Annotated in this window: 16 protein-coding genes and 1 pseudogene; 10 read left to right on the forward strand and 7 right to left on the reverse strand. The window is 60.0% G+C overall.

Annotated features, from left to right (window positions below):
* Positions 1–437 precede the first annotated feature (437 nt).
* The 4 genes from AC0C6X_RS01760 (at position 438) to AC0C6X_RS01775 (ending at position 7,643) form a co-directional block, all read left to right on the forward strand.
* Positions 438–2,780, forward strand: coding sequence for an McrB family protein (locus tag AC0C6X_RS01760; protein ID WP_472951601.1), 2,343 nt, complete (start codon positions 438–440; stop codon positions 2,778–2,780).
* Positions 2,781–2,782: 2 nt separating this feature from the next.
* Entirely contained in the window at positions 2,783–4,153 is a 1,371-nt protein-coding gene (locus tag AC0C6X_RS01765) for an McrC family protein (protein ID WP_472951603.1), read from the forward strand.
* 257 nt (positions 4,154–4,410) lie between these two features.
* Positions 4,411–6,873 (forward strand): AAA family ATPase, encoded by a 2,463-nt coding sequence (locus AC0C6X_RS01770; protein ID WP_472951605.1) that lies wholly within the window; start codon positions 4,411–4,413, stop codon positions 6,871–6,873.
* Complete coding sequence (locus tag AC0C6X_RS01775) at positions 6,870–7,643, forward strand: HNH endonuclease (RefSeq protein WP_472951607.1); 774 nt, start codon at positions 6,870–6,872, stop codon at positions 7,641–7,643. The genes AC0C6X_RS01770 and AC0C6X_RS01775 overlap by 4 nt, the downstream gene beginning before the upstream one ends.
* Before the next feature lie 1,037 nt (positions 7,644–8,680).
* On the opposite strand, the gene AC0C6X_RS01780 is transcribed toward AC0C6X_RS01775, so the two are convergent.
* The 7 genes from AC0C6X_RS01780 to AC0C6X_RS01810 form a co-directional block, all read right to left on the reverse strand.
* Complete coding sequence (locus AC0C6X_RS01780; protein ID WP_247958056.1) at positions 8,681–9,472, reverse strand: hypothetical protein; 792 nt, start codon at positions 9,470–9,472, stop codon at positions 8,681–8,683.
* 117 nt (positions 9,473–9,589) lie between these two features.
* Positions 9,590–10,894 carry an alpha/beta hydrolase gene (locus AC0C6X_RS01785; protein ID WP_472951839.1) on the reverse strand — a complete coding sequence of 435 codons (1,305 nt, stop codon included), beginning with the start codon at positions 10,892–10,894 and terminating at the stop codon, positions 9,590–9,592.
* A 182-nt stretch (positions 10,895–11,076) separates the two neighbouring features.
* A complete protein-coding gene (locus tag AC0C6X_RS01790) occupies positions 11,077–11,658 on the reverse strand; it encodes a hypothetical protein (RefSeq protein WP_472951609.1) in 582 nt (193 codons plus the stop codon).
* 16 nt (positions 11,659–11,674) lie between these two features.
* Positions 11,675–12,070 carry a hypothetical protein gene (locus tag AC0C6X_RS01795; RefSeq protein WP_472951612.1) on the reverse strand — a complete coding sequence of 132 codons (396 nt, stop codon included), beginning with the start codon at positions 12,068–12,070 and terminating at the stop codon, positions 11,675–11,677.
* A 31-nt stretch (positions 12,071–12,101) separates the two neighbouring features.
* Positions 12,102–13,601 carry a DUF1254 domain-containing protein gene (locus AC0C6X_RS01800; RefSeq protein ID WP_472951614.1) on the reverse strand — a complete coding sequence of 500 codons (1,500 nt, stop codon included), beginning with the start codon at positions 13,599–13,601 and terminating at the stop codon, positions 12,102–12,104.
* Between the two features lie 21 nt (positions 13,602–13,622).
* Positions 13,623–16,070 (reverse strand): arylsulfatase, encoded by a 2,448-nt coding sequence (locus tag AC0C6X_RS01805; protein ID WP_472951616.1) that lies wholly within the window; start codon positions 16,068–16,070, stop codon positions 13,623–13,625.
* Between the two features lie 194 nt (positions 16,071–16,264).
* Positions 16,265–18,040, reverse strand: a complete 1,776-nt coding sequence (locus AC0C6X_RS01810; protein WP_472951842.1) for a hypothetical protein — start codon at positions 18,038–18,040, stop codon at positions 16,265–16,267.
* 82 nt (positions 18,041–18,122) lie between these two features.
* Here AC0C6X_RS01810 and AC0C6X_RS01815 point away from each other — a divergent pair, with 82 nt between their 5' ends.
* The 6 genes and pseudogenes from AC0C6X_RS01815 (at position 18,123) to AC0C6X_RS01840 (ending at position 24,627) form a co-directional block, all read left to right on the forward strand.
* Positions 18,123–18,482 (forward strand): hypothetical protein, encoded by a 360-nt coding sequence (locus AC0C6X_RS01815; RefSeq protein WP_472951618.1) that lies wholly within the window; start codon positions 18,123–18,125, stop codon positions 18,480–18,482.
* A 30-nt stretch (positions 18,483–18,512) separates the two neighbouring features.
* Positions 18,513–18,674: pseudogene (locus AC0C6X_RS01820) on the forward strand (DUF3604 domain-containing protein); the annotation flags it as partial.
* Between the two features lie 82 nt (positions 18,675–18,756).
* Positions 18,757–19,035, forward strand: a complete 279-nt coding sequence (locus AC0C6X_RS01825; RefSeq protein ID WP_472951620.1) for a hypothetical protein — start codon at positions 18,757–18,759, stop codon at positions 19,033–19,035.
* A 1,436-nt stretch (positions 19,036–20,471) separates the two neighbouring features.
* The gene (locus AC0C6X_RS01830; protein WP_472951623.1) at positions 20,472–21,128 is read left to right on the forward strand and encodes a hypothetical protein; all 657 of its coding nucleotides are present in this window, start codon (positions 20,472–20,474) and stop codon (positions 21,126–21,128) included.
* A 205-nt stretch (positions 21,129–21,333) separates the two neighbouring features.
* Positions 21,334–21,681 carry a hypothetical protein gene (locus tag AC0C6X_RS01835; RefSeq protein WP_472951625.1) on the forward strand — a complete coding sequence of 116 codons (348 nt, stop codon included), beginning with the start codon at positions 21,334–21,336 and terminating at the stop codon, positions 21,679–21,681.
* A 381-nt stretch (positions 21,682–22,062) separates the two neighbouring features.
* Complete coding sequence (locus AC0C6X_RS01840) at positions 22,063–24,627, forward strand: arylsulfatase (RefSeq protein ID WP_472951628.1); 2,565 nt, start codon at positions 22,063–22,065, stop codon at positions 24,625–24,627.
* Positions 24,628–24,641 lie beyond the last annotated feature (14 nt).

Consider the following 24,641-nt stretch of genomic DNA (forward strand, 5'->3'; position numbering starts at 1 on the left):
GGTCGCTCGGGGCGGGAAAACAGAGGGAATTTCAAGGCAATTTCGTTAAGCCATTGAAATCATGTGAGAATCAACGGTCCCCAGGCAAGCCATGTTTGTACCCATTCTCTCCCTTAAGAGCTACCGTTCCCACCAGAAAAAGTGATGTCTTTGCAGCTACTTGGAGCGATTTCGCATCAAATCCTATGTGACTGCCTCCAGATCTTCAGACCACCTGGAGCTCGGCAAAAAGCGGCTGGGGACCTCCTCAACTTCCTCAAAGACAACCCAGACCAACGACCCTGTTGGGCCGATAGCAAGATGTCTCTTTTTAGGCAGGGCAGCAGATAACCGCCATTTCGCCAACGCCCCCATCGGCTCTTCGATGCCATTAGTTGCTTATCGATGCCTGCGCTAATATCGCCGCCTAGAATCACTCATGCGCAGCGGGCACCCGAATGGCATTCTTTACGGAAGAGCATTTCTCCCTTCTCCAGCAGTGGAGCGGGACGCACATGGATAGCACGAGCGAGGACCAGCAAGACGCCTACGCGGCTCTCAAGACGGCGTACGATGTTACCGGGCAATGGGCCGAGGCGGTCGCGTCGAGGATCGGGCAGGGAGCCTACGTGAAGATAAGGAGAAGGCCGACCAATCAGGCCGGAAACTTCTCCAGCTATAACTGGGCAAAGATCTATCCCTCTCCCAGTTCGCCGACAAATCTCGCGTACACGGTCGGGATCGACGCCACACAGGTGTTCGTCGTCAAGATCGACACGGTGGGCAATCCTCCGCAGCAACAGGCGTATGCAGCGATCAGGGGCAACGACGACGACGCTTCCGGGATAGTCGCCGTCCTTCCCAAGGTCGACGGGCTGCGCATGTCGATGGACCAGCTTGTCGATTGGACCCTCGAAAAAATCGCGGACTTCCGGCCCGACTACGACGAAATAGTAAAGCAGCTCGCGTTGGCTGACCTGACAGATCAGCAGATCCTCGGCCACTTCGACGGCAAATCCGCCTTTCGGGAATACCGCGAAAGATGGACAGTCGAGGAAAGCGCACTCTTCTGCAGGCTCGCGCGGCTGACCCACGATCTCGGACTGGACTGGTGGCACATCAGTCGCGGCGTCCAGGTGCGGTTTGGCTGGAAAGAACCGAACGCCGAGCGCGCCAACACGGTCCTCGGGACCGTTCAGGGCAAAACGAGGCGCACCATTTCAATTCGCCGGACGATCAACGGAATGGAAACGGTCCGCCGTCGACCGTTGACCGCCGAATTGCTGACGGAACTAGAGGACGCGCTGTCGGAAGCGTCCCTGGTCGCCGAGGGAATCCTGCCGCCTGGGCGGAAGCTGACGGGACGGTGGCCGGACGAGCTCGAGGCCGACCGCGATACTGTCAGCGACGAAGACAAGGACGAATCCGAAACCGACCTAAATACGCGGGGTCCGTTGAACCGGATATACTACGGCCCTCCGGGTACAGGTAAAACCTATACCGTTTCGCGCCTCCTTCAGGAGGATTACGAGCAGCGCGCCGACGTCGAGAGCGATTCCGAGTGGCGTAGCCAGTTCGTACTGGAAAAAATGGGCACGCTCAGTTGGTGGGAAGCGGTCGTAGCCGCCATGTACGACCTTGGAGGCAAGGCGTCTGTCACTCAGCTTCTCGGCCATCCGTTCGTGCAGGCAGTATCGACGACAAAGGGCCGAAGCAAGAACGTCCGCGAAACCTTGCACACCACGATCCTGAACAAGATGGTCTCGGGAATAGGCGACGGCACTATCCGAATATTCTCTCGCGCCGGAGCGGGAGAATTTGAGCTTTCCGGAGATTGGGAAGTGGTTTGCGCTCCGCTCGTCGACCTCGTCAAGCAATCGCGGCAGAAGCCCGGTGCCGGCTCCATCGTCCGACGGCATTCATTCGTAACGTTTCACCAGTCGTTCGGCTACGAGGAATTCGTTGAAGGACTGAGGCCCGTGCTGTCCGACGAAGACGACGGATCGGTGCGGTACCATATCAAGAACGGCGTGTTCAAAGACATCTGCGAACGCGCGCGCCAGGCTCCCAATCACCGCTTCGCGATCGTCATCGATGAGATCAATCGCGGAAACATAAGCAAGATCTTTGGGGAACTGATCACGCTGATCGAGACCGACAAGCGGGAGGGCATGCCGAACAAGGTCGCAGTCGTCCTGCCGTATTCGGGCGATCTCTTCACCGTTCCCCAGAACGTCGACATCATCGGGACGATGAATACAGCAGACCGCTCACTGGCTCTGATGGACACAGCCCTTAGGAGGCGGTTCGAATTCGTTTCGCTCCCGCCGGAAACACGAAAGAGCGAAGGCTATCCGCTTGCCGACACCGACATCGTGACCGGCGAACACGCCATCGACGTGGCGCGGATGCTGGAGACCATCAACCGGAGGATAGAGCTCCTGTACGACCGCGACCACTGCATCGGCCACGCGTATTTCACCCCGCTTTCTTCGATTGGCGATCAACAGGAGCGTCTGGCGACGCTGGGCGCGATCTTCCAGTCGAAGATAATCCCCCTCCTCGAGGAATACTTCTTCGACGACTGGCGGAAAATCAGGCTTGTCCTCGGCGACAACCAGAAGAGCCACGCCAGCCATCAGTTCGTCCTCGAGCTCTCGCAGAACGAGGAGCTGGTGGCAGAACTGTTCGGCGACACCCACGAGATGGATAGCCTTCTCTCGCGACCGCGTTACGAAATCCAGAAGTCAGCCTTTACCGATGTGGAGTCCTACGTCGGGATCTATACGACGAAGAGATGACCATGAGAGGTTTAGGCGCGGTCACCGTCTTCGAATACCAGCACCTGGTGGCAGGACCGGGCTTCGGGGAGGTTATCGGTATCCCGGATGCGGTGTTCGCCTGGCTCGAGAGCGAATGCCTAAGAGCCAGCGGAACCGGTGACGCCGCCTGGGCAAAGCCGGGTCTCCGCCACGGCAGGCGGACGATCCAGATGACGAACTCCGTCGGCGTCATCCGTGCGCCCGGCGGATTCCAGATCGAAGTGCTGCCTAAGATAGGAAAGGTAGCGGCCGACGGCGGCTCTTCCGCGCGCGCCCTGCTTCTCGACATGCTGTCCTGTCTGGGAGAATTCCGCCACATCCGGAAGGATCGGGCGGGACTCCAGGCTCGGCGCATGCCGCTTTTCGAGGTATTCGTGTCGCAGTTTCTCGAAGCGGTCCGCAAGGTTCTCCAACGCGGGCTGGGGAGTGGCTATAATCCGCTGGAGGAAAACCTCGCGTCGCTTCGCGGAAAGCTCCTTTGCTCCGAGAACCTCAAGAGAAACCTAGTCCGCCCCGACAGGTTTTTTGCCGCGTTCGACGAGTTCACCCAGAACAGGCCCGAGAACCGCTTAATCCATAGCGCGTTGGCCGCAGTCGCAGACCAGACCCGTAGTCCGGCCAATCAGAGGCTCGCGCACGAACTCCGGTTCGCGTTCGCGGAGGTCCCGAGATCCGCCGACATCGATCGCGACTTCGCCGGCATAGCCCGGCAGCGCGGCATGGATCACTACGAGGAACCTCTCGCGTGGGCCCGGCTTCTATTGTCCGGGCACTCCCCGATCACCGGAATCGGCTCGAGCAACGCGCCCACGCTGTTGTTTCCCATGGAGGCTCTATTCGAGGCCTTTGTCGCCAAGCACATGCGCAGGCAGCTCAAAGAGGGTCACCACCTCCAGGCCCAGCGAAGCTCGAGATATCTGGTGCACCATGCGGGCAGACGGATGTTCCGTATGCGTCCGGACCTTGTTGTTACGCGATCGACGTCGAACGTTTTGCTCGCCGACACAAAATGGAAGCTGATCGACGAGGAGGCCGGTTTCCACGCCAAATACTGGCTGTCACAGTCCGATTTCTATCAGATGTACGCGTATGGGCACTCGTACCTTGGAGCGACGGGCGACGTAGTCCTCCTCTACCCCGCGACTGGGCAGTTCAAGGGTCCACTCGCGCCATTTTCTTTCCCTGACAGACCGGACCTGACCCTCTGGGTCCTGCCGTTCTCCCTCGGGACAAAACGGATCGTCCTCCCCGAGACAGACGACCCGCGCCTTGAGAGCCTACTCCGGGTGTTCAAGTCGCGCGGTCTCGGAGAGACGTCGCAGCCCGGTAAATTGACGTCAATCCTATGTTGACGCGAGGTAAGAAATGAATGTAGCGCCCAGATTTGAAACGGTGGCAATACCAAACCGGTTCAGGGCGGCAAATTGCCTGGAGGCCGGCAGTAGAGCTGACTCGGTGGGACTCACGAACTGTCGCAGGGAACTGTGCCATCGGACCTCTTCGAGCTTCGCTTGGTGTTACTTTGTCTTGCGAGCTGCGCGACGTCTTACCTGTGCGAAACGAGCCGCCCAAGGCATGGCCGAAACCGGCAAATATCAAGGGAGGAAGAATGATTGACGAGCGAGCCGTTGTGACGGCGAAGTTCTGGGAGGCTCTAGGGTCACTGCATGCTCCCTCCGGTTTGAGGGAAGACGAGTTCGAGCAGTTCGCGCTGATGGTGCTCGGCCTCGCATACGTGGAGCAGCGGTCGCCGGAAATTTGGCCCGACGAGGTTAGTCACCAGGTTCGGAATGTTTTCCATATGCTGAGGAAGACGGATTTGCTCCCGGACGAGGATCGATTTCATCGAGCATGGTCTGGCGCTTGGGATGCGCTGGCCAGGTACTACCGAAGCATCAACGGTCCTAACGTTCCGCGCGAGATCGGGTCCCTTGAAACGTTTGAACGCATCGTCGGGTTACTCGAACGCTTTGAGTGGAGCGGTGATTCCCGTTTAGGATTTTTGTTGGGTTGTTTCGATGAGGTGTTTCATCGGGTCGTTGCGCGGCTGACCGGACTTGGGTATCGCAGCGGCGACACCGTGGCAGCATTGGCGGCTCACCTTTCGGTGCACTTTGACCACATTTCCGAGTACTTCGCGACAACGGGTGAGTTCGCCGTGTTGCGACGCACTCTACATGATGTGAAGACGACCGCGCGCATCGCGGTAATTGACCGCCTGAACTTTTTCATTGGCCTTCGACTCACCCTGCACGGTATTGAGGCAGATGACCGGCAGCCAGAGGGTAATGATCTCGAGTCATTCATCAATCGCGGATTTCTGCTGGTTGATCATCCACGTCGAAGCACTACGCGGCAGCCTCCGCATTCACGAAGGTGGGCCGATCACCAGAGCTCGCTCCATGCGTTGGATATTCTGGTGCGAAGCTCAAGAATTGAGATGGGTCTGATCGTCGTTCCCAGCACGGATCGATCGGCTAAAGGATGGCGAAAGGCACTACGTGAGGAGCTGTTCCGCAGCGGTCGACTGCTCGCAGTGATCGACCTGCCCAGAGAGCGCACTGATAGATCGCGTAAGCCGGTCTCGGCGTGGCTACTCGGGAACAGAGGGGCCATTGATGATGTGCTAATGGTGGACGCGACGAGCTTAGCAGGTAAGGGTGAACTTCGCGAACCCGGCTCTCTCATGGCATTTGTGGCCGCCATCGTGTCGCTGGGCGCGCCGCAAGAAACGCCTTACCCCAGATTTTCAAGGCCAGATAGATTCAGTTCGGACAACGTCGAAGCAATGCTAGAGGCCTACTTCAAGGATGGGTACCGTAACGTAGAGGGTGTCTGCCGGCGCGTTCGCGTTGCAGAACTCGCTGAGAACGCCTACACGCTCGCTGCGTCCACCTATCTCGGAAGCGCGGAGGCGGAGAAGAAGCGCAAGACGTTTATGCCGCTGCTCAATAGTGACCCCGTACTGGAGGCTCTGCGCCACCGACATGACGGCAGCACGCGCATCTACGTCATAGGGAATAACGGTGAAGGCAAGAGTATCCTGCTTGGCGATCTGGCTGAACGTCTAGTCCAGGAAGGCCTGCGCGTCGTGGGTATCTCCTTCGGCCTAACCGACAGATTTCCGTTCGAGCGGCCCAAGCACAACGACCAACGCTTCATCTATGTCGGGGCGCGCACGTCAGAACGTGGCATCACACTTGACCGTACTTCGGCAGACGTCAATCGCATGGTGCGCGAGATCCATGTGAGTACAGAACGGCTCGAAGTTTTCAATGCGGTCGTAGGACTCTTGGGCTTCGGCGAGCGTCGATACCTCGTACCACTCGACCTGAACAGCACTTTCGATAATGACCGCGCACGCTACGCCGAGCTTCAGCAACTCACAGATAACGCCGACGAAAACGCGCTCATTCTTCAGCGTGCGGGTTCTAACCAGTACGTGCTGGGTCTCATGCGGCGAGAGTCGCAAAGTTCAATTACGACTTTCGGCGAGCTCAGCTCGGGCGAGCAACAATTGCTCACCCTCGCGCTCAAGCTCACGGCGTATGCGGGCAAGAGAACTGTGATCCTGATCGATGAGCCCGAGCTAAGTTTGCACGTGAGCTGGCAGCGCGCCATTCCGGTAATGCTGGAAGCGATCGGCTCTCGCCTGGGGTGTTCAATCGTCGTGGCTACGCATTCGCCTGTTGTTATCGCCAGCGCAACTCATCGCACCGATCAGTGTTTCGTCGCGAGACGGCATGCCCTGACAGAGCTCAGCTTGCGCCAGCGTCGATCAGTCGAGACAGCCTTGTTCGACGGTTTCCAGACGTACACGGCGAACAACCGACAGGTACACGAGCGATGCGCTGCGATTGTGTCGCAGACCATCCAGCGTCTCAATACCCAGCAGGATGAAGGTCTTCCTACCTTGGAGACGCTGCGTGAAGAACTGAGCTTGATGGAGCAGATCATTCGTCTGGCTGACTCAGCGCAGTTGTCGCATGTGCAAGAAGATCTCGAGCTGGTAGCTCACACTCGTGCAGCTCTCGATGAACTCGCAGTGATTGAGCGCGGAAACACCCGATGAGCTGGTTCAAAGGAACTTACCCGTCGCGGGCCGAAATGCGCCGCGAATTAAAAGCTTACCTAGATGCCGTGCATAAAACCAAGAAGCATATCGCGCGCACACAAGTGCTACTCAACGATCTTTGGAAACAGGCGCGCTCACGCCCATTTGTCGACGTTTGGCCGCTGCTTGACGCTATGAATGACGTCACGGAGTTGGGATCGATTAAAGGGACCTCTGTCAAGTCTGCTTTCAGGCGCAGGATCTTGCTACTCCAAGAAAATAGATGTTGTTATTGCCGTCGCTGGTTGGTCAATACGGCATACGCCAAGCCTATCGAGCATATTTTGCCGCGACGGCACTATCCGCAGTTCTCAATCGAGTTCTGGAATATGGCAGTGTCATGCTATGACTGCAACAGCGCCAAAACAGATGACGTTTGGGGTTCGATTTCCACGACATCGCGCCGGTATCCGAAGGCGCAAGAATTTACGGCGGCATTTCATCCGAGGTTCCACCGATACGATGATCACGTCCACTACTTGAGGATGGAGACCAATTCGAGCACGGTTGTGCTGTTTACAGGACTGACGCCTCAAGGGCAGCACCTCTGCCGATCTTTGTTGCACCGGATTGCTGCAAAGGAAGCTCTGATAAGGAACAACGTGGTCTTGGAAGCCGCGATTAGCCAGATCCGCTCCTTCGAGGCGAAGGCAGAAGGATTGAGCTTGGCGCGGCTCGACGCATTCCGTGCAGCGCTTGACCAAAGCCTGATGCGTTTGCTGGAGTAGTTCGCATCTCGAATAGACAACGGATGCCTTTGAAAGACATGCGGCCTTAGGATCTTCGGTCGGGGCGAACATCAAAGCAACGCCGGGAGCGAACGGTACAAGACCACCCCATCACGATCATGAATCGATGCGGAAAAGCTCGATGACTACGACTGGTCTTCGATGCTGTCTTACCTCCGCCCAGTCGTCCGGGGTAGATGTCGCGCAAGGTAACCATTGTTTCGCATGCAAGATAGAGGGGCGCGGTAGTAAATGTCCGCATTTAGACCCGCGCAGGTGACTTGAGAATGCCGGAAATGTGGCGTGAAACCGCCGGGCGCGTTATGGCCGCCTGACTGCAAACTTGACGCCCACAAGCGGAAATTATTGCCGCTCGACCGTCCTATTGACTGGGGCCCAAAGCCAGGGCACAAAGGTGGCATCCACGGTCGCTCGCGACGGGAAAACAGAGGGAATTTCGAGGCGGCTTCAATAAGCCATTGAAGTCATGTGAGAATCCAGGTTCCCCAGCCAATTCTCCCAAAAAGCCCTTAATTCCTTGATTTTCCAGTCGTGCCTGACCCCGCTTTGGCATCCTTGGCGACCTGATGCCCAGGAAAACCGGACACATGGCCGCCCGATGCCATGGTATGAAATTGGCGCCAAAGACGACCTTTAGCTCCGCTGCTCTCGACGGTGATAGCAGGTGGGGGGAGCGGAAGTTCAGCCACGTGGTCTGTGACGGCTGCCATACGCACCAACAGCGGACGTGCGTTTTCTGGCCCACCTGTTCACCCAACCATCTTTCGAACAGCCTTGCCCATGGCGTTCACGAAAGCGGCGAAGGCACGATCGATGACGAGATGACATCGATCCAGAAACGATCCACCAACCCGTCGTGTACGGGAGCCTTCCGGAGAAGTACTCGTCCGAGCCGGTCCGGAATTTACCGCCCCTCCGTGCCGTGTCCACCTAAGCACCGCCCCTGACGGCGTGGTCGCCCGGAGGACGGCCTCGAGCTGATCAAGGGCTATGCTCGGAATTCGCCGCCTTGTTCCCTAAAACCGCACGACAAGCCCCAACATCGGCCCTTGCTGCACGACGTCAAACACAAATCCATCCTTGCTGTAGTCCACACCCAGAGCGCGGTAGCCGGCGACGCCCGAGATAGTCGAGCTAAAGCGGTACCCGATCGCCGCGGCGACGTCCCAGTCGAGGTCTGCGCCGCCGGCGCCAACGAGCCCCCAGCCGGTTAGGTAGATTTCCGGCGTGATCGCATAGGTGCCCTTGAAGCCGGCCAAGCCGTCGACCCAGGTTGCGTCATCGGTCCTAGATACCCCATCGAGAATGCCGCCGCTGAATGACAGTTCACTTTCGACGGACCACACGCGCAGGCCACCGACGATATCGAGTCGCGCGGAGCTGTCTTCAAAGACCGCGTAACCGGCGCCGAGCAGGCCGGCGAAGGTCTCCGTCTTCAGTTCGACATCCTCTGCAAGAATGCCCCTCGGTGTGCCGGACTGACCGGAAATCTTGGTGTAGATCACATCGCCGAAGATGCTGTAGGGACCATAGCGCGCCTCGCCGATCGCCATCGCCCCGAAATCGAGGTGATCGAAGATATCGCTGAAACTGGCGTCGACATGGGCTTCCGGCAGCCCAAACTGTGCAACGTCCCCCGACAATCCCGCCGCCCAAAAATAGGGCGCGAATGAAAACGTCCAGCCGCTTTCCGTCGTCGTCTCCTGGACCGCCGGCGTCATCGGGGATCGAATGTCCGCGGCCATGACGCCGCTGGCGATGAGGCAGCTTCCGATGGAGACTAGAGTTCGAATGATGCAAGATTTCATTATATCCCCCGATAATGTTCGCTGCTTACGACCTCTCTCGCTTCCCTCCCCAATGAGATCATGATTGAAGGCCGTAATTTGGCAAAACGCTTTTTGACGCGTATTCGAATATCGCCTCTACTGGCTGCAATATCCGACCCTCGACTGATTCATGTTACTGCAGTCAGGATTACTACTACTTTGCTTTGCTTGTCCGGAAGGTCCGACCAGCGCCCCGGCATGGCGGCCATAGTTTTCCCTGGTGTTCTGGTCGATGACGGCGACGGGAGCAGCGACGACGAGGCCGGCGGCGGTCCCGACCGTATGTGCCGCGCCGGCGGTCATGGTCACGATCGTGTCGCCAAGACCTGTGCGGCTGTCAGTCAGAGTCTGCCCGGTCGAGAGGGGCGCGCCGATCAGTTGGACGATCTCCGGTGACTCCGCGAACTTGGTGTGGTGCAGCCTGTCGCCTTCCTTGAGCTTGGTGAGGTCAATGACAGTGATGTCGTTTGCCGCGAGTTCCTCCTTGTAGGGGGACTGCTCCGGATCGATCGCACCCAGGCGGGGAACATTGCCCCAGACGCGCCGCGACACCGCCAACGCCCGGTCGTCGCGCGAGACGAAGAGCGTGAAGCGCGGGCGCTGTTTGCCCATGTCGGCAATCTGGGAACGAAAGACGTCGACATCGACATCAGGGGCGGCCAGCATGACATTCTTGAACTTGGCCGGCAGCCCGCCGTTGCGGATGGCCATCTGGCGCAAGGATTCCAGCGCCAGCCAGTTTCCCATCGAGTGGGCCAGGATCGAGACCTCCTTGACCTCGGGATCGCGTGCCAGATACTGGAACATATTCTCGACCGCATTGCGCGTGTAATTGGTGCTTTCACGATCATAGCCATAGTCGAGCAGATGCCCGCGCGACGGCCATGTCGCCAGCAGAGGGACGGTGTGCGCCCTCGAATCGTGCATGATCTGGGCAAAACGGAAGACGGCATCCTCGAAGTGGTTGTTGAAGCCGTGGATGAAGACGAGCACGCTGCGGTTCTGGCTCTTGCGCACGGAACTGCTCAGCCACTTCTCGGCCGCCGTTTTGTCGAGCTGCTCGGCCTTGATCGCAGCAAAATCCGTTTCCGGATTGGGCGGGAGCCTGCGCGGCCAGGCGACTTCGCCGACCTTGCGGAGATTGGCGGGCGGAATCGATACCGTGATCTCCGCAAAGGCCGCCGCCGGCGCACGCTCACCGCTGAACATTTCGCCCGGGTTTTCAGATCGGTCGCGCATGGTCGCAACCAGCATGTCCACTTGGCTGGTCGACGGCGCGGCTGCCACCGGCTGCAGTACACCCCTCGGGCGGCTTGCGCATGCCACGAGCAGCGCCGCGAACACGATTAAAGCGACCGGCAATTGCCAACCGTTCGATCTGAAAAATCGCTCTAGGGGCATCGGTAGCCCACGATGTTTCCGGACGCATCCCGGATTTGCACGCACCCCGGCGGGGGCAAAGGCGAAGCCTTTTGCATCAGGTTCGGTGCTGGTGTCCCATGACTTGATGCGCAACGTATATTGCCATTTGCCGGGGAATTGTTCATCCCTGCCTCCTCTTCGCAATTCGGGTCCGCACCGGATCAACGCCACCCCGGTCCCCGGAAGCCGACACCCACGCCGTGGTAGCCGAAGCCAACGCCGCCGCCCACGCCGATCCAGTCTATGAACAGTGCGGTTTGCTCACCTGCGGCCGGCAGTTTGCCCTCAATGAGCTTGTAGCCGTAGACGAGGTCCCGGCCGTCGATTTTGGGATCGGTGATCTCGATCACTGCCGCGGTGTTGTTGGCCTGACCCGGCTCGTAGACCGATAGCGTTGCATTAGGCGGATCGGACTTGAAATTGTCCGCACCCGCCTTTGACGTCCATTCCTTCATGTAGAGGTCCATCTTGATATGGCCGGCAATCCGCTCCGGTCGATCGGCAAAGTAGAGCGTGTTGGGATCGACGTTCACGAGCCGGATGGTCTTTGCTTGCTCATCGTGCTTGAAGCCCTCCGAGAGCTGCACGAACATGAGCATTGGCTTGGCTTCCGCTTCGTCCGCGCGGACAGTGCCGGGTAAGCCCAGTTGAGATACCAGACCTGCCACGGCCGTGATGGCCCCCGCCAAGATCACGCCGCGACGTAAGGAATTCGTGCTTTCGTTAAGCCCATTTTTCTGCATGACTGCGGCTCCTTCGTTATTTCCCAGTTGCAAGGCGGTTTTCGCGGAGGCTTGCGGCACACCAGATTGCCAGCACCAGATGGAAGATCAGCCCCACCCACAAACCGATGCCGGCCAAACCAGGCCCGAAGTACGCATAGGCGAGCAGGACCGCGGCGACCACATCGTAGATCAGCACTGCCAGGATGAGACCCGAGGTGACGCGGCTTTGCGTGTCCTCTGCCATCCTCCAGCAGGCAACGGCCAAGGCGATCAGCGCTGCGCCGACGAAGCGCCCGATGATCTCCGAAAGCGCGCTGTCGAGACGTTGACCGAAAAGAACCAGCGTTGGGAAATTCGGGACGAGCAGGAATGCCAATCCCATCGCACCCTCGCCGATTGCGGTTACACGCAGCAGCAGGCGTACCGTCATGAGGATACCTCACATTCCTGGTGCATGTTGGTCACGGCACTCTCTTGATCGGCGGATTCACATAAGCGCCGTTGAGTGCCTCCTCCTTGGGCCAGTAGTTTCGGATGATGACGTTGAACTCGCCCGTGGGCGGAGCCGGCAGCCAGTTGGCTTCCTTGTCCTTCCCCGGCGATTCCTTCTGGATGTAGATATCGAGCGAACCGTCCGGCCCGTAGTTCAGCGCCATCCAGGGCGCGATGTCGTAGCGATTGAGCGGATTGGGGACATAGTTCGGCCCCTGGTAAAGCGAAACGGACCATGTGGCATTGGTCGGGGGAAGCTGCCCCTTGTCGAAGTGCAGAATGTATTTGTTCGCGCTGTCCAGCCTGTTGCCATCACCGTCGACGAAGGCGAGCGGGTAGATCGTGTCCTCCTGCAGATCAGCGCCAAGACCTGCCATGGCAATGCCGGCGCGCGTCTCGTAGTCCGTGCCATAACGGCCCAGATTGGGCGGCCTGATCCAGCCGTTCACATTCTTGATCTTGGTGGTGCCCTCGTTCATGAGGCCCTGTACCTCCTTGACCGCGCGCTTGAGGCCGCGCGCAACAGCCGGGTCGATCTGTTCGATGTCGAACTTCACACCGGAAACGATCCCCAGCTTGGCGAGCTTCCACACGGCATTTGCATCGGCAGGGCGGGGAGGATTATCCTTCATCACCATGGCCAGCCGGTTGAAGAAGGTTCCGGCGTCCATGTTCGCCACCTGGATCGGCGGGGTGGGCGTGAGGGCAACCGAGCCGTCGACCGGCACATTGGCTGGCGGTGAATACGGTGCGCCCCACGCGCTGAGGGGCGTGAGCTTGTATTCTGCCTGCAGCGCGTTGACCGCGGCAAAATCATCAGGCCCGTTCGCTTGGGTCTGCCCGAGGGCCCAGGCGTAGCGGGTCGACGAGCGGAAGGTCTCCTTGATGCCGACGGGTGCCGTACCATTCCAGTTCGGGCCGGCGATGAGGAAGCTGCCGGGCGCGGTGCCGGTCGTGCGTTTACCGATCGAGGCGAACACGTCCGTCCACATGTTCATGACCGAGAACACGTAGTAGCGGCCGTGCGTGTCCGGAACCGACAGGACCATCGGCTCCTTCTCGAGGTCGAGCCAACCCGTCGTCCACAGCGAATTGAGGCTGATCCTCACGACATTGGTGAAATACGGGCTGACATAGTGCGGCATCTTGGCAAGCTGGTTGATCGGGGCAGCCGTGCCCTCGCCGTTCGGCGCCGGCGCCGCCGTCAGCACCACCCGGGTGACGTCCATGACGACCAGCGGATAGCCGAAGACGTAGGATTCCAGGCCGACGTAATAGGCAGCCTCCTCGCGGGCGTCGTCGGTCAGGTCCGAGAACTCGCCCAGCAGTGCGTTCCTGATTTTCTCAGGCAGGCTCTCGGCAGCCGCCAGCCGCGGCCCCAAGATCGCGGCGATGCCCACCGCCAGTGCGGCAGAACCCAGATCGCGTCGGCGCAGTAGCGGGGTCACAACCCAATTGTGGCTGTTCATGTCTGCCTCCCGAAAACGCTCTCACTGCTGCGTGGACTCTAACTTGAATGTCAGCTTGTCGATCTTGCCGGTGAACTTGAATGGCGTGTCGTAGCGGTACTCGAGCAGCGCCACGCCGGTGCGTGTGTCCTGACCGATGTCAAAGGTTTCGTCCTCGGGAAACGTGATCGGAATTCCGTGCTCCAGGGAGTTCGTGGCCACTTCCTTGCCGTCGACCGTCAGGACGCCCGTACCGCCCGTACCAAGTTCGGTGCCGGCCGCCTTGTAGTCGAAGACGATCGTGTGGTTGCCAGGCTCGAGTTCCGGCCCCTCCCATGTCGTCCGCTTGAGGTCGAGCAGGTTGTAGAGGAACACGACCTTGCCTCGGCCGAAGCCGAACTCGCCCTTGCTGAGGAACAGGCCGTAACCGCCGAAGCGCCCGCCTTGGGTGACGATCATGCCCTCCGCGCCACCCTCGGGTATCTCGACCTCAGCCGTGATCGTGTAGGACTTGTTCAGGGTGCTGGGCGCTGCACTGGCCGGTACGCCGCTCAATTCCCCAGAATACGTGAACTCCGTCCGTCCAGCAGTGAGGCTCGGCCGAGGGGTGTTCCAGCGTGCGAGCGTCGAGTTGTCGAGCGGCAGGACGTTGTACTTCTTCGCTTCCGAATAGAAGAGCTCCTGCATCTCCTTGAGCTTGTCCGGCATCTTGGCGGCGAGGTCAGTAGACTGAGTGGGATCCTCTTGGATGTTGTAGAGTTCCCAGTTGTAGCCAGTGATCACGTCGGGAGGTGTCTTGGTGCTGAGTTCCCACGGGAGCGTTGCCGGCGTCGTGGCTGCCACCCACCCCTCATGATAGATGGCACGGTTGCCGAGCATCTCGAAGTATTGGGTCGTGTGGTTGGTCGGGGCGGTCGCATTCGCCTTCTCCCACGTATAGGCCATGCTGACGCCTTCGATCGGTTCCTGCTTGATGCCGTTGATCACCTCCGGCGCGGGAATGCCGGTCGCCTCGAGGATGGTCGGCACGATGTCGATGAAGTGGTGGAACTGCGTGCGGATACCGCCGGCATCCTTGATGTGTCCGGGCCAGGACATGACCATGCCTTGAGCGGTCCCGCCGAAGTGCGATGGCACCTGCTTCACCCACTTGAACGGTGTGTCCATCGCCCAGGCCCAGCCGGCGGCGAAATGCGGGAAAGTCCGTTCCGATCCCCAGAAGGGATACCAGAGAAACTGATCCTTGACCGGCACGGGAACCCCGTTGAAGGTGGTGAACTCGTTCGGCGTGCCGTTGACCATGCCCTCGGCGCTCGCGCCGTTGTCGCCGCCGATGTAGATGATCAGGGTGTTGTCGAGTTCGCCGAGGTCCTCGACCGCCTGGATGAGCCTTCCGATTTCATTGTCGGCGTAGGCGAGGTAGGCGGCGTAGACATCCGCCTGCTTGATGAAGAGTTTCTTCTCCGCGAAACTGAGGGAATCCCATTGCGGCAGCCCATCCGGCCAAGGCGTCAGCTTGGCGTTTTCCGGCATGATGCCGAGCCGCTTCTGGTTGGCGAAAATTTTCTCGCGTACCTTGTTCCATCCGTCATCGAACAGATGCATGTCGCTGATCTTCTTGATCCACTCCGGTGTTGGATGGTGCGGTGCATGGGTGGCACCCGGCACGTAGTAGACGAGCCAGGGCTTGTCGGGCGCGATCGCGTTCAATTGTTTGATGTAACCGATTGCCTCGTCGGCCATGGCCGTTTCCAGGTTCCAGCCGGGATTTCCTTCGAAGGGAAAGATCGCTGTCGTATTGCGGAAGAGGTTCGGTTGCCACTGGCTGGCGTCGCCGCCGACGAAGCCGTAGAAATATTCGAAGCCCATTCCATTCGGCCACTGATGGAACGGCCCGGCCTGACTCGACTGATAGGAGGGGGTGTTGTGATCCTTGCCGAACCACGACGTGGCGTATCCATTCTCCTTGAGGATCGTGCCGATCGTGCCTTTTTCGATGGGAATGATCGAATCGTAGCCGGGATACCCCGTCGCGATTTCACCGACGACCCCATAACCAACCGAATGATGGTTGCGCCCGGTGATCAGCGCCGCACGAGACGGTGAGCAAAGCGATGTCGAGTGGAAATTCGTGAATCGAAGTCCCTCGTTGGCGATCCGGTCCATCGCTGGCGTCGGAATGACGCCGCCGAAGGTGCTCGGCGCGCCGAAGCCCTGGTCATCGGTCATGATCAACAGCACATTGGGCGCGCCTTTTGGGGGCACAATTCTCGGAGCCCACCATGGTGTTGAATCCGAGGCCTTCTCCCGAATTATCCCGCCGAACTCAGGTTCGGGCGGCGGAAGTTGTTTTCCGGTGATGGTGGTGGTGTCGCCAGGCGATCCTGACCCGGCGGAGGCTTGCTGGGCAAATGACAGAGCCGTACCCGACAGAAGAGTGAGAGCAGAAACGATGATCGATAAGGCAAGTGCGCGGCGTCTGGTAGACATCACCTTCTCCTCGCTCGCAATGTCCCGACTATGTGTACCCACGCCCTTTTCTGCGGGAACGTGCAGGAACATGCGAACTTAATATGAGGCGAGCCCGAGCACATGTAGGATCACGTAAGCTCTGTCGCACCTCTCGCAAGCTTGCATTTGCGCCACCGCGAACGAAGGTTGCGGACTTTGGCTCCGTTTCGCGTCTAACGAATGGGGATTGGAATTCCGGCCTTAGCCAGCCCCTCCATGAAATGCGCTTGATCCTCGGGTCGATGGATGCGCATCGCCACCTCGCGGCGAAGATTGCCCAGAAAGCCTGGCGCATTGGTCTCGATCCATCGGCGCTCCTTGGCCGCGTCCACGCTTTTTTCAAGTTGCCCGAGAATGGCCGCAACGATCAGATGATAGAGCGGATTGGCCTGGGCATCGGCCGCCCTGATCCATTGCTCGGCGGCGACATAGTTTCGCTGCATATAGAAACACACGGCGAGGCCGGTCTCGAAATAGCCGAGCGGCCCCGGATTTCTGCTGACCGCATCAGAGACAAGGGCACAGCCTCGTTTCCATTGTCCTGAGAGAGCCATCCGGAGGCCGTATTCGGCGCTGAGTTCGGGATCGTTCGGATTCATGGCAAAGGCGCGCGCGCCTATGTTCAAGGCCGTATCGACGTCTCCGCGGAAGAAGAAGGCGAGCATCTCGGCCTGCAGGCCCCGCACGTTCTGCGGATCAAGTTCTACAGCCCGTCTGGCTGTTTCCATCGCGAGGTCGAGCGGCGGCGAAGTGGGGACGTCGAGTCGATATCGAAACCGCAACTGGTCAATGTAGGTCAATGAAAGTAGCGCCCAGGCCGTGGCATAGCCAGGAAAGCCCTTCACGGCCCGCTTCAGGCAGTCCTGAACTGACGCATGGGTCTGAGGATTGAGATCAGCGCGATAGCCGTAATAGGCCAAAGTACATTGATACGCTTCCCAATCGTCCGGTGGCGAGCTTGCCACTTTGGAAGCATCCGCTGCAAATATGACGCCATAAGGCTGCGCGAGCGCGCTGGCCACCGCACGCGCAACGTCGCTCTCCAATTCGAGAACATTGCGAACCTGCAGATCCTCGCTGTAGCTCTCAGCCCATAGAACGGAGCCGTTCGCTCGATTTACGAGACGTGTCGAGAGCCAGAGTTTGTCACCTGAAAACCGAACGCTGCCCGAGAGGGCATAGCGCGCTGGCGGCGCTGCTTTCAGCGGCGTTTCGCCCGAAGTGCCGGGAGGCCGGTCGGCGATCACGACGATTTCTTTGAATTTTGAGATCTGCTCGATGACCTTGTCCGTCAACCCTCTGGCGACGATTTTCGAGTCGCCGGTCCCGGACAGATCTTCAAACGGGACGACGATCACTCCGGGCACATCCGGCGCGGTCGATACTTCCGTTGCTGCATTTCGCATCGCGCCCGGGGCTTCGGTTCCTCGCCAACCTACATAGAGTGCGCTTGCCCCGAGGATGCAAAAGAGCGTGGCGGCAAGGAAGACTGTCTTCCATCCCCGACCCCCACTTTCCCCGCCAGTTTCCACCGCCCGGACCTGGGAGGAGGAAACCGCATCCGGAGGGTCGCCACGATCATGCCGGCTGAAAACAGGAACGTAACCGCCCTTAGGTATGGTTATAGTGATGGGATCGTTCTGACCTGCAAGCAGGTAATAGCGCTCAAGCGCTCGCCTGAGGCGCGCCGCTTCTATTCGAACGACCGGGTCGTTCTGCGAGTCGAACGACGAGTCTCGGCCAAAGACCTCCACCGCAATCGAATAACCCTTTATCCGATCCCCTCGGCCGGCAACGACCTCATCAACGACGTAAGCAAGAAATCTGCCCGTTCGTGCTGGCACGTCGAATTCCGGGTTCGCCTGGATCCGGTCCAACTGCGCGCGAATTTCGGGCTCTGGCGGCAACGCCATTGCCGCAGCGTCGACTTCGGAACGGGCCTGGACCATTGCCTTTGCCCCTCCCACAGGCTGCAGCGGGTCCATTGCCTGCCGCATATTCCTGTTTACTCACGTAACCTACATCCCTGCATTGATCCAGCGCAATATACTCTCCCTCGAATGGTTCCAGGTTGCGAGGGCTGCTCAAAAAATGGGTGTGCGGTCTGAAGGCGCTGTAGGGAAGAATGGATTGCAGGCTGCCACGCGCCGCTTTCCGACGCGTGGTCCCGAGATCGAGACGTTGTTTGCGCGAGATGAGAACTTCCGCGGCATGTGTGACGACCTTGCCGCAGCCGAAAAGGCCCTCGCTGCGGTCGAGCACCTGCCGGAAAATATTCGCGCGACACGGCGCCTCGAGTACGAGGAACTGGTTGGCGAACTTGTAGCAGAGATCGAAAAAGCGCTTGATCAGGCGAATATTTTCCCGATCTCGCGGCCACCGAAGCACTAGCGGGCAGATGCCATGAAACTTCTCAAGGAGCGCTGGACCGCCTACGACGCCAAGCGTATCAGCGTGAAACCGCCCTCCGATGCGACCGTGACGCTGCTGGAGCGCGCCTTTACATCGCCTGTCTGGTACACTCCAAAGTCCCGAGGAACTGCAGAAAATGTCATCGATCGAGGCGAGATACGGAAGGCCTGAAACAGGAACGGCCCTGATTTGTAGGCAATAGGGGGTGCGACCGATGGCAGTGGGCGGATACCGGGCCCGGAGGAGTATTCTTATGATGATGCCGTTTGAGCGATATTTGGCGGCGGTCTGCATAACAGCCGCCAGTATGACCGCCGTAGGCGCAGCCGAGACGGAGCAAGCAGTCGACATCGCTATCATTGCAGCGCAGATCCGCAGCCAAGGCTACTCTTGCGCCAACCCGACTTCGGCGGAAAGCATCGCGGCAGAGTCAGGCCCTAATGAGCCCGTCTACCTGCTGCGATGCGAGAACGCGAGCTACAAGGTGCGCCTTGTTCCCGACCAGGCCGCAAAGGTCACGCTGGTCGAATGAGCGAAGGCAGCGTGAGCAATGATAATGATACCATGCCGGGGCACCGGCAGTGGCACCTTGACGCGTCGCGAGGCGTTGATGGCCAGTGTTGCGTGCGTCGCTTCCGGATTTGCGAGACCCGCGGTGCTGGCCGGCCTGGCCTGCGCAGCCCCGGCATGGGCTCTATGGAGACCTCCCAATATGTCTATGTGGTGGCCGATGACATGGGATGGGGCGATGTCGGAATCCACGGCTGCTCCGACATCAAGACGCCCACACACAGTCCAGGTGCACGCCAAGTCGGGCGGCGCTAATTACTGGTCGCTATCCGCTGCGCTACGGTCTGCAGACGGGCGTGGTGCCGGCAGCCGGTTCCTATGGCATTCCGATGCCTGACGAATTCCTCGGAAGGTCACGATCGTTTCTGTGCGCTCCCAACTACTGCCAGGGCTACCGTCCACCGATCGACACGTCGACCCGCCATCTGGGGGCTTCAGGTGCATGGAGAGGGACGACGCCTATATGAACCGGCACCAGCCAAGGCGGACGGCTTCGCCGGCCTGCTCGCAGAGAACTCGGCATGCCGACCGATCCACGGCGACAAAAGCTCATCGGTGCAGGGAGGGAACCTACCGGCAATTGCCGTGCGTATATCCCCGTCATGCGAACGCTGCTTCGGCGTCACATTCCGGTTCCCACTTTTCAATAGCTTCATCGGTAATGCGCTCTTTTCCGCTTTCGATTGCCTCGGTAGCCAGGGGAGTTGAGGCGGGTCGCCAGCAGAAGTTTGTCGCCGTCACCCGTCGCTTTCCGGCGCGAGCCCATCACATCGAGGAACTGCTCGAGCGAGACGAGAATTTCACGGCATGTGTGACGACCTTGCTGGCGCCGAGCAGGCCCTTGTGGCCGTCGAGCACCAGCCGGAAAACCTCCGCACGACACGACGTCTGGAATACGAGGGACTGGCAGCGGAAATCGAACGAGCGCTGGACCGTGCCAATATTTCTCGAGATCGCCAAAGACACTAGTAGTGGGGTGCCAATGAAACTGCTTGGGGAGCCTCTCGTCCACTTCGCCATTGGGGGCGTCGCCCTGTTCGCTTTCGTTGCAGAAAAGCGGTGATGCTCGCGATGCCAGGGACGCCTCATTCGCGGCGAGGTGCCTTTTCGTCTTCACCGGCCCGACGACCAGCGGTAGCGAAGGCGGGCCTGTCCGTGCCGTCGCTGGCGCCGGCAGGAAACGCTACGCCACCTGCTGAACGCGTTGGTGCCCGGTGACCCCAAATCGGTCAACTTGCTGAGACGGCTGGGAGCGGCGGCTGAACATTAGACGGCTCAATTCAACATTCCTGGCAGAAACTACAGGATGCTACGGGCGCTGCGCCCCGTGCTCGGTTAGTCTGCGCAGCACATTAGGCGGGTCGCTTTGGAGCCCAATCCATGCGCGGAGAGCTGCACATGTTCAGAAAACTGGCCGCATTGACGCTAACAACCGTGGCGATCGCCTTCGCGCCGGCGATCGCCTTTGCACAATCCGGATCGGCCCCTCCGTCCCACAAACCTCTGGAAAAGACAATCGGTCAGGCCCGCCCTGAGGTCGTGCCCTCGCTGATCGTGATGAACGCCAGTGGAGCGACGCTCGATGCCAGCACATTGACGTTGAAGGGCATCGCGCCCAACTCTATCGTCTTCGCCGACCGCCCAGTGCGCGCAGCGGGGCATTCTCTGACGAGTGTACTACTTGCCGAGTGGAACCCGGAGTATCCAGATGGCTTCCACGCCGATCCGCCCAACGCGACTGTGTCGGTCTTCGGCGAAACCGACAAGACGGTCTATGATGCCGTCGTTACCCTGAAGAACCCCAGGATGCAGGGCGCCGACCTCGTCTTCGACGTCGATGTGCTCGAAGGCAGCCTCGCGGGCGCCAACGGTCCGGCAGCGGTCTTCATCGACATCATCGGCCGGCCGCTGACGCCACTTTCCTTTGCCGGCGTCGCGCGGCGCACCGCCTATCGCGGGGCCTGGTACGCCGGCGCTGCGGCCGCAGCGGCGGCCGCACCTTATTACTATGGCCGGCCGGCCTGCGGCTATCCTCCATATCCGCCCTGTTACTGATGCGGGGCCGAGAGTCTGCTCGAACAGCTACCGTGCACGGTGTTGAGGGCGAGCGAGCCTTTATGCTGGATGCCTCAAGCAAGCCCGCAAATCCCGGCACAGTCAGGTTGTGCCGGCCACTGTGGCGCGAGCCTGGCGCGACAATTCGCGAGAAGCGTTTGCGTTGCCGCCAGGTACCCGCCCAAATCCAAGGAGGAGAATGAGCATGAACCGCATAGCTACTTTTTCCGTAATAGCCGCCATATCGGCTCTGAGCTTCGGCGGGCTCGCACTTGCCCAGGGCGCCATGAACTGGCCGAGCGAAATCGAACAGACGGTGCGCGACTTCAAGGGCGACAAGGTGACGGTCGTTGATATCAGCACCTTGGCCGAGCAGAACCAGACGCGGATGTGGGTCGAGCACGCGACGCCGGAGCAGCGCGCCGCCCTCCTCGCAGCGATAGACGCCAACAAGCCGCTGGCCGAGATGTTGAAAGCACAGAATGTTGAGATGGACAATATCGGCGGCGCCGAAGAGGCGACCGATGGCTCGCTGACAATCTACGTGCGCTGAGCCTCGGCTTGTCGATCAGCGGGATGCGGAGTGGTTTACTGTCGCATCCCGCACACGTGCCGGTCGCCAGATCGGAGTGCACGATCCAACTTCATACTAATGCATGTCGCCAAAAGTCGTGCAGCGGTTTTGGGACAACGACAAGACAAAAACAAGCATCGCGTCGCATGAGTCCGAGTGAACGCGACGCGCTTTAGAAATCACGCTGCTCAAGCTTGCCGGACTTCGGAATTCTCTGCGCTACGCATCGGCCAAAGGAACGCCAGGCTCGACAGGCCGCGCGCCGGCGCGGAAGAGACATCGCGATCCCGCATTGACCCGAAGGACCAGAGCGTCGGCACGCGCCAAGAGACGGGCCGACAAACCTGAGGAGAAACCGCAATGAGGATTCCATATGCAGCCGCATCGGCGGTGCTGGCCCTTGGGCTTGCCATCGGCCCCGCAAGCGCGCAGAGCGTCACCGGCACGCTTGGATCGCCCAGCGCCACGACCACGATCGACGGCAAGCAATTGCCGGCGCCCGATCCGGCATTCGGCGGCGTGATCAAGGACGATGCGCTCCAGTCGAAAGCGTGGTGGGCGCCGCGCATCGTGCCGCCAAAGGACGCGCCGAACGTGCTCCTGATCATCACGGACGATGCCGGCTTCGGCGTGCCGAGCACCTTCGGCGGCGTCATCCCGACGCCGACGATGGACCGCATCGCCAGTGAAGGTCTGCGCTACAACAACATCCACTCGACCGCGCTGTGCTCGCCGACGCGCGCCGCACTGATCACCGGCCGGAACCATCACTCGGCGGGTTTCGGCGTTATCTCCGAGCAGGCATCGGGCTTCCCAGGCTACAACAGCATCATCTCCGAGGACAAGGCCACCATCGGCCGGATCCTTCTCGACAACGGCTACGCCACCGCCTGGTTCGGCAAGGACCATAACACGCCGGCCTTCGCGGCGAGTTCCATCGGGCCGTTCGACCAGTGGCCGACCGGGCTGGGCTTCGAGTATTTCTACGGGTTCGTCGGGGGCGACGCGAACCAGTGGCAACCGAACCTTTTCCGCAACACGACCCAGATCTACCCCTTCGAAGGCAAACCGGGCTGGAACCTGGTTACCGCGATGGCCGATGACGCCATCGACTACCTGACGCGCCTCAATCAGACGGCGCCGGACAAGCCGTTCTTCATCAAGTACGCGTCCGGCGCGACGCACGCTCCGCACCACCCGACCAAGGAATGGGTGGACAAGATCCAGGCCATGCATCTCTTCGACGGGGGCTACAACAAGGTTCGCGAGCAGATCTTCGAGAACCAGAAGAAACTCGGCGTGATCCCGCAGGAAACCCGGTTGGAGGCTTGGCCGACGGAAGTCCTGACGAACTGGGATGACCTGACTGCCGAGGAAAAGAAGCTCTTCATCAAACAGGCGGAGGTTTTCGCCGCCTACGCCGCATACAACGACCATGAGATTGGGCGTGTCGTCCAGGCCATCGAGGACATGGGCAAGCTCGACAACACGCTCATCGTCTATATCAACGGCGACAACGGCACGAGTGCCGAAGGCGGCCCTCTCGGGACCCCCAATGAGGTCGCCTTCTTCAACGGCATCAACAAGATGCCAGTCGACGTGCAGATGAAGTGGTACGACGTCTGGGGCACCGAGCAGACCTACAACCATATGTCGGCAGGCTGGTCCTGGGCCTTCGACACGCCCTTCACCTGGTTCAAGCAGAACGCGTCGAGGCTCGGCGGCGTCCGGCAGAGCATGGCGGTCTCCTGGCCGGCCCGCATCAAGGACAAGGGCGGGCTGCGCGAGCAATTCATGCACGTGATCGACGTGGTGCCCACCATTCTCGATGCGACTGGTATTCCCGCCCCGGATACAGTGGATGGCATCAAGCAGGCGCCGATCGAGGGCACAAGCTTCGCCTACACCTTCGATAAGGAGAACGCCAAGGAGCCCACCCGACACAAGACCCAGTATTTCGAGATGATGGGTCAGTGGGCGCTCTATAACGACGGCTGGCTGCTCAGCACCAAAGTTAACCGCGCACCGTGGGAGGCATACGGTCCGGCGAATCCCGACCCGCTGAACAACCAGGTGCTCGAACTCTACGATCTCACCAAGGATTTCAGCCAGTCCCAGAACATCGCCGACCAGCACCCTGACAAGGTCAAGGAGATGAAGGATCTCTTCATTGCAGAGGCGAAGAAATACCAGGTCTTCCCGATGGACGCCTCGGTGGCGGCCCGCATCGTGGCGCCGCGCCCGAACATCACTGCCGGCCGCACGGAGTTCACCTACATCCATCCGATGACCGGGCTGCCGCAGGGCGACTCGCCAGCCATCCTCAACAGCTCCTATTCCTTCACTGCGGATATCGATGTGCCGGAAGGGGGCGCCGAGGGAATGATCGTGACTTCGGGCGGACGCTTCGCCGGCTACGGCTTCTACCTGCTCAAGGGCAAGCCGGTGTTCCTTTGGAATCTCGTCGACCTGAAGCGCGTCAAGTGGGAGGGCCCGGACGCACTGACGCCTGGCCAACACACCCTCGAGTTCGACTTCAAGTATGACGGGCTCGGCACCGGCACGCTCGCCTACAACGACATGAGCGGACTCGGCCGGTCCGGCACCGGCTCGCTCAAGGTGGACGGCAAGGTCGTCGCGACCCAGACGATGGAGCGCACCCTGCCGATGATCCTGCAGTGGGACGAAAGCTTCGATGTCGGCTCGGACACGCTCACCGGTGTCAACGACGCCGACTACCAGCCGCCGTTTACCCTGACCGCCAAGCTCAACAAGCTGACGCTGAAGGTCGATCGGCCCAAGCTGACCGAGGAAGACATCAAGAAGCTCAAGGCGGCCCAGGGGGCCGCGAGCGACGGCGCCGCCGGACAGGCCGTGGCGGTCGACGGCAACCCGGTCCACCACGTGCAGGCGGGGCCGCAATAGTCCGAGCGACGGGC

The sequence above is a fragment of the Ensifer sp. VA4 genome (assembly GCF_055710065.1).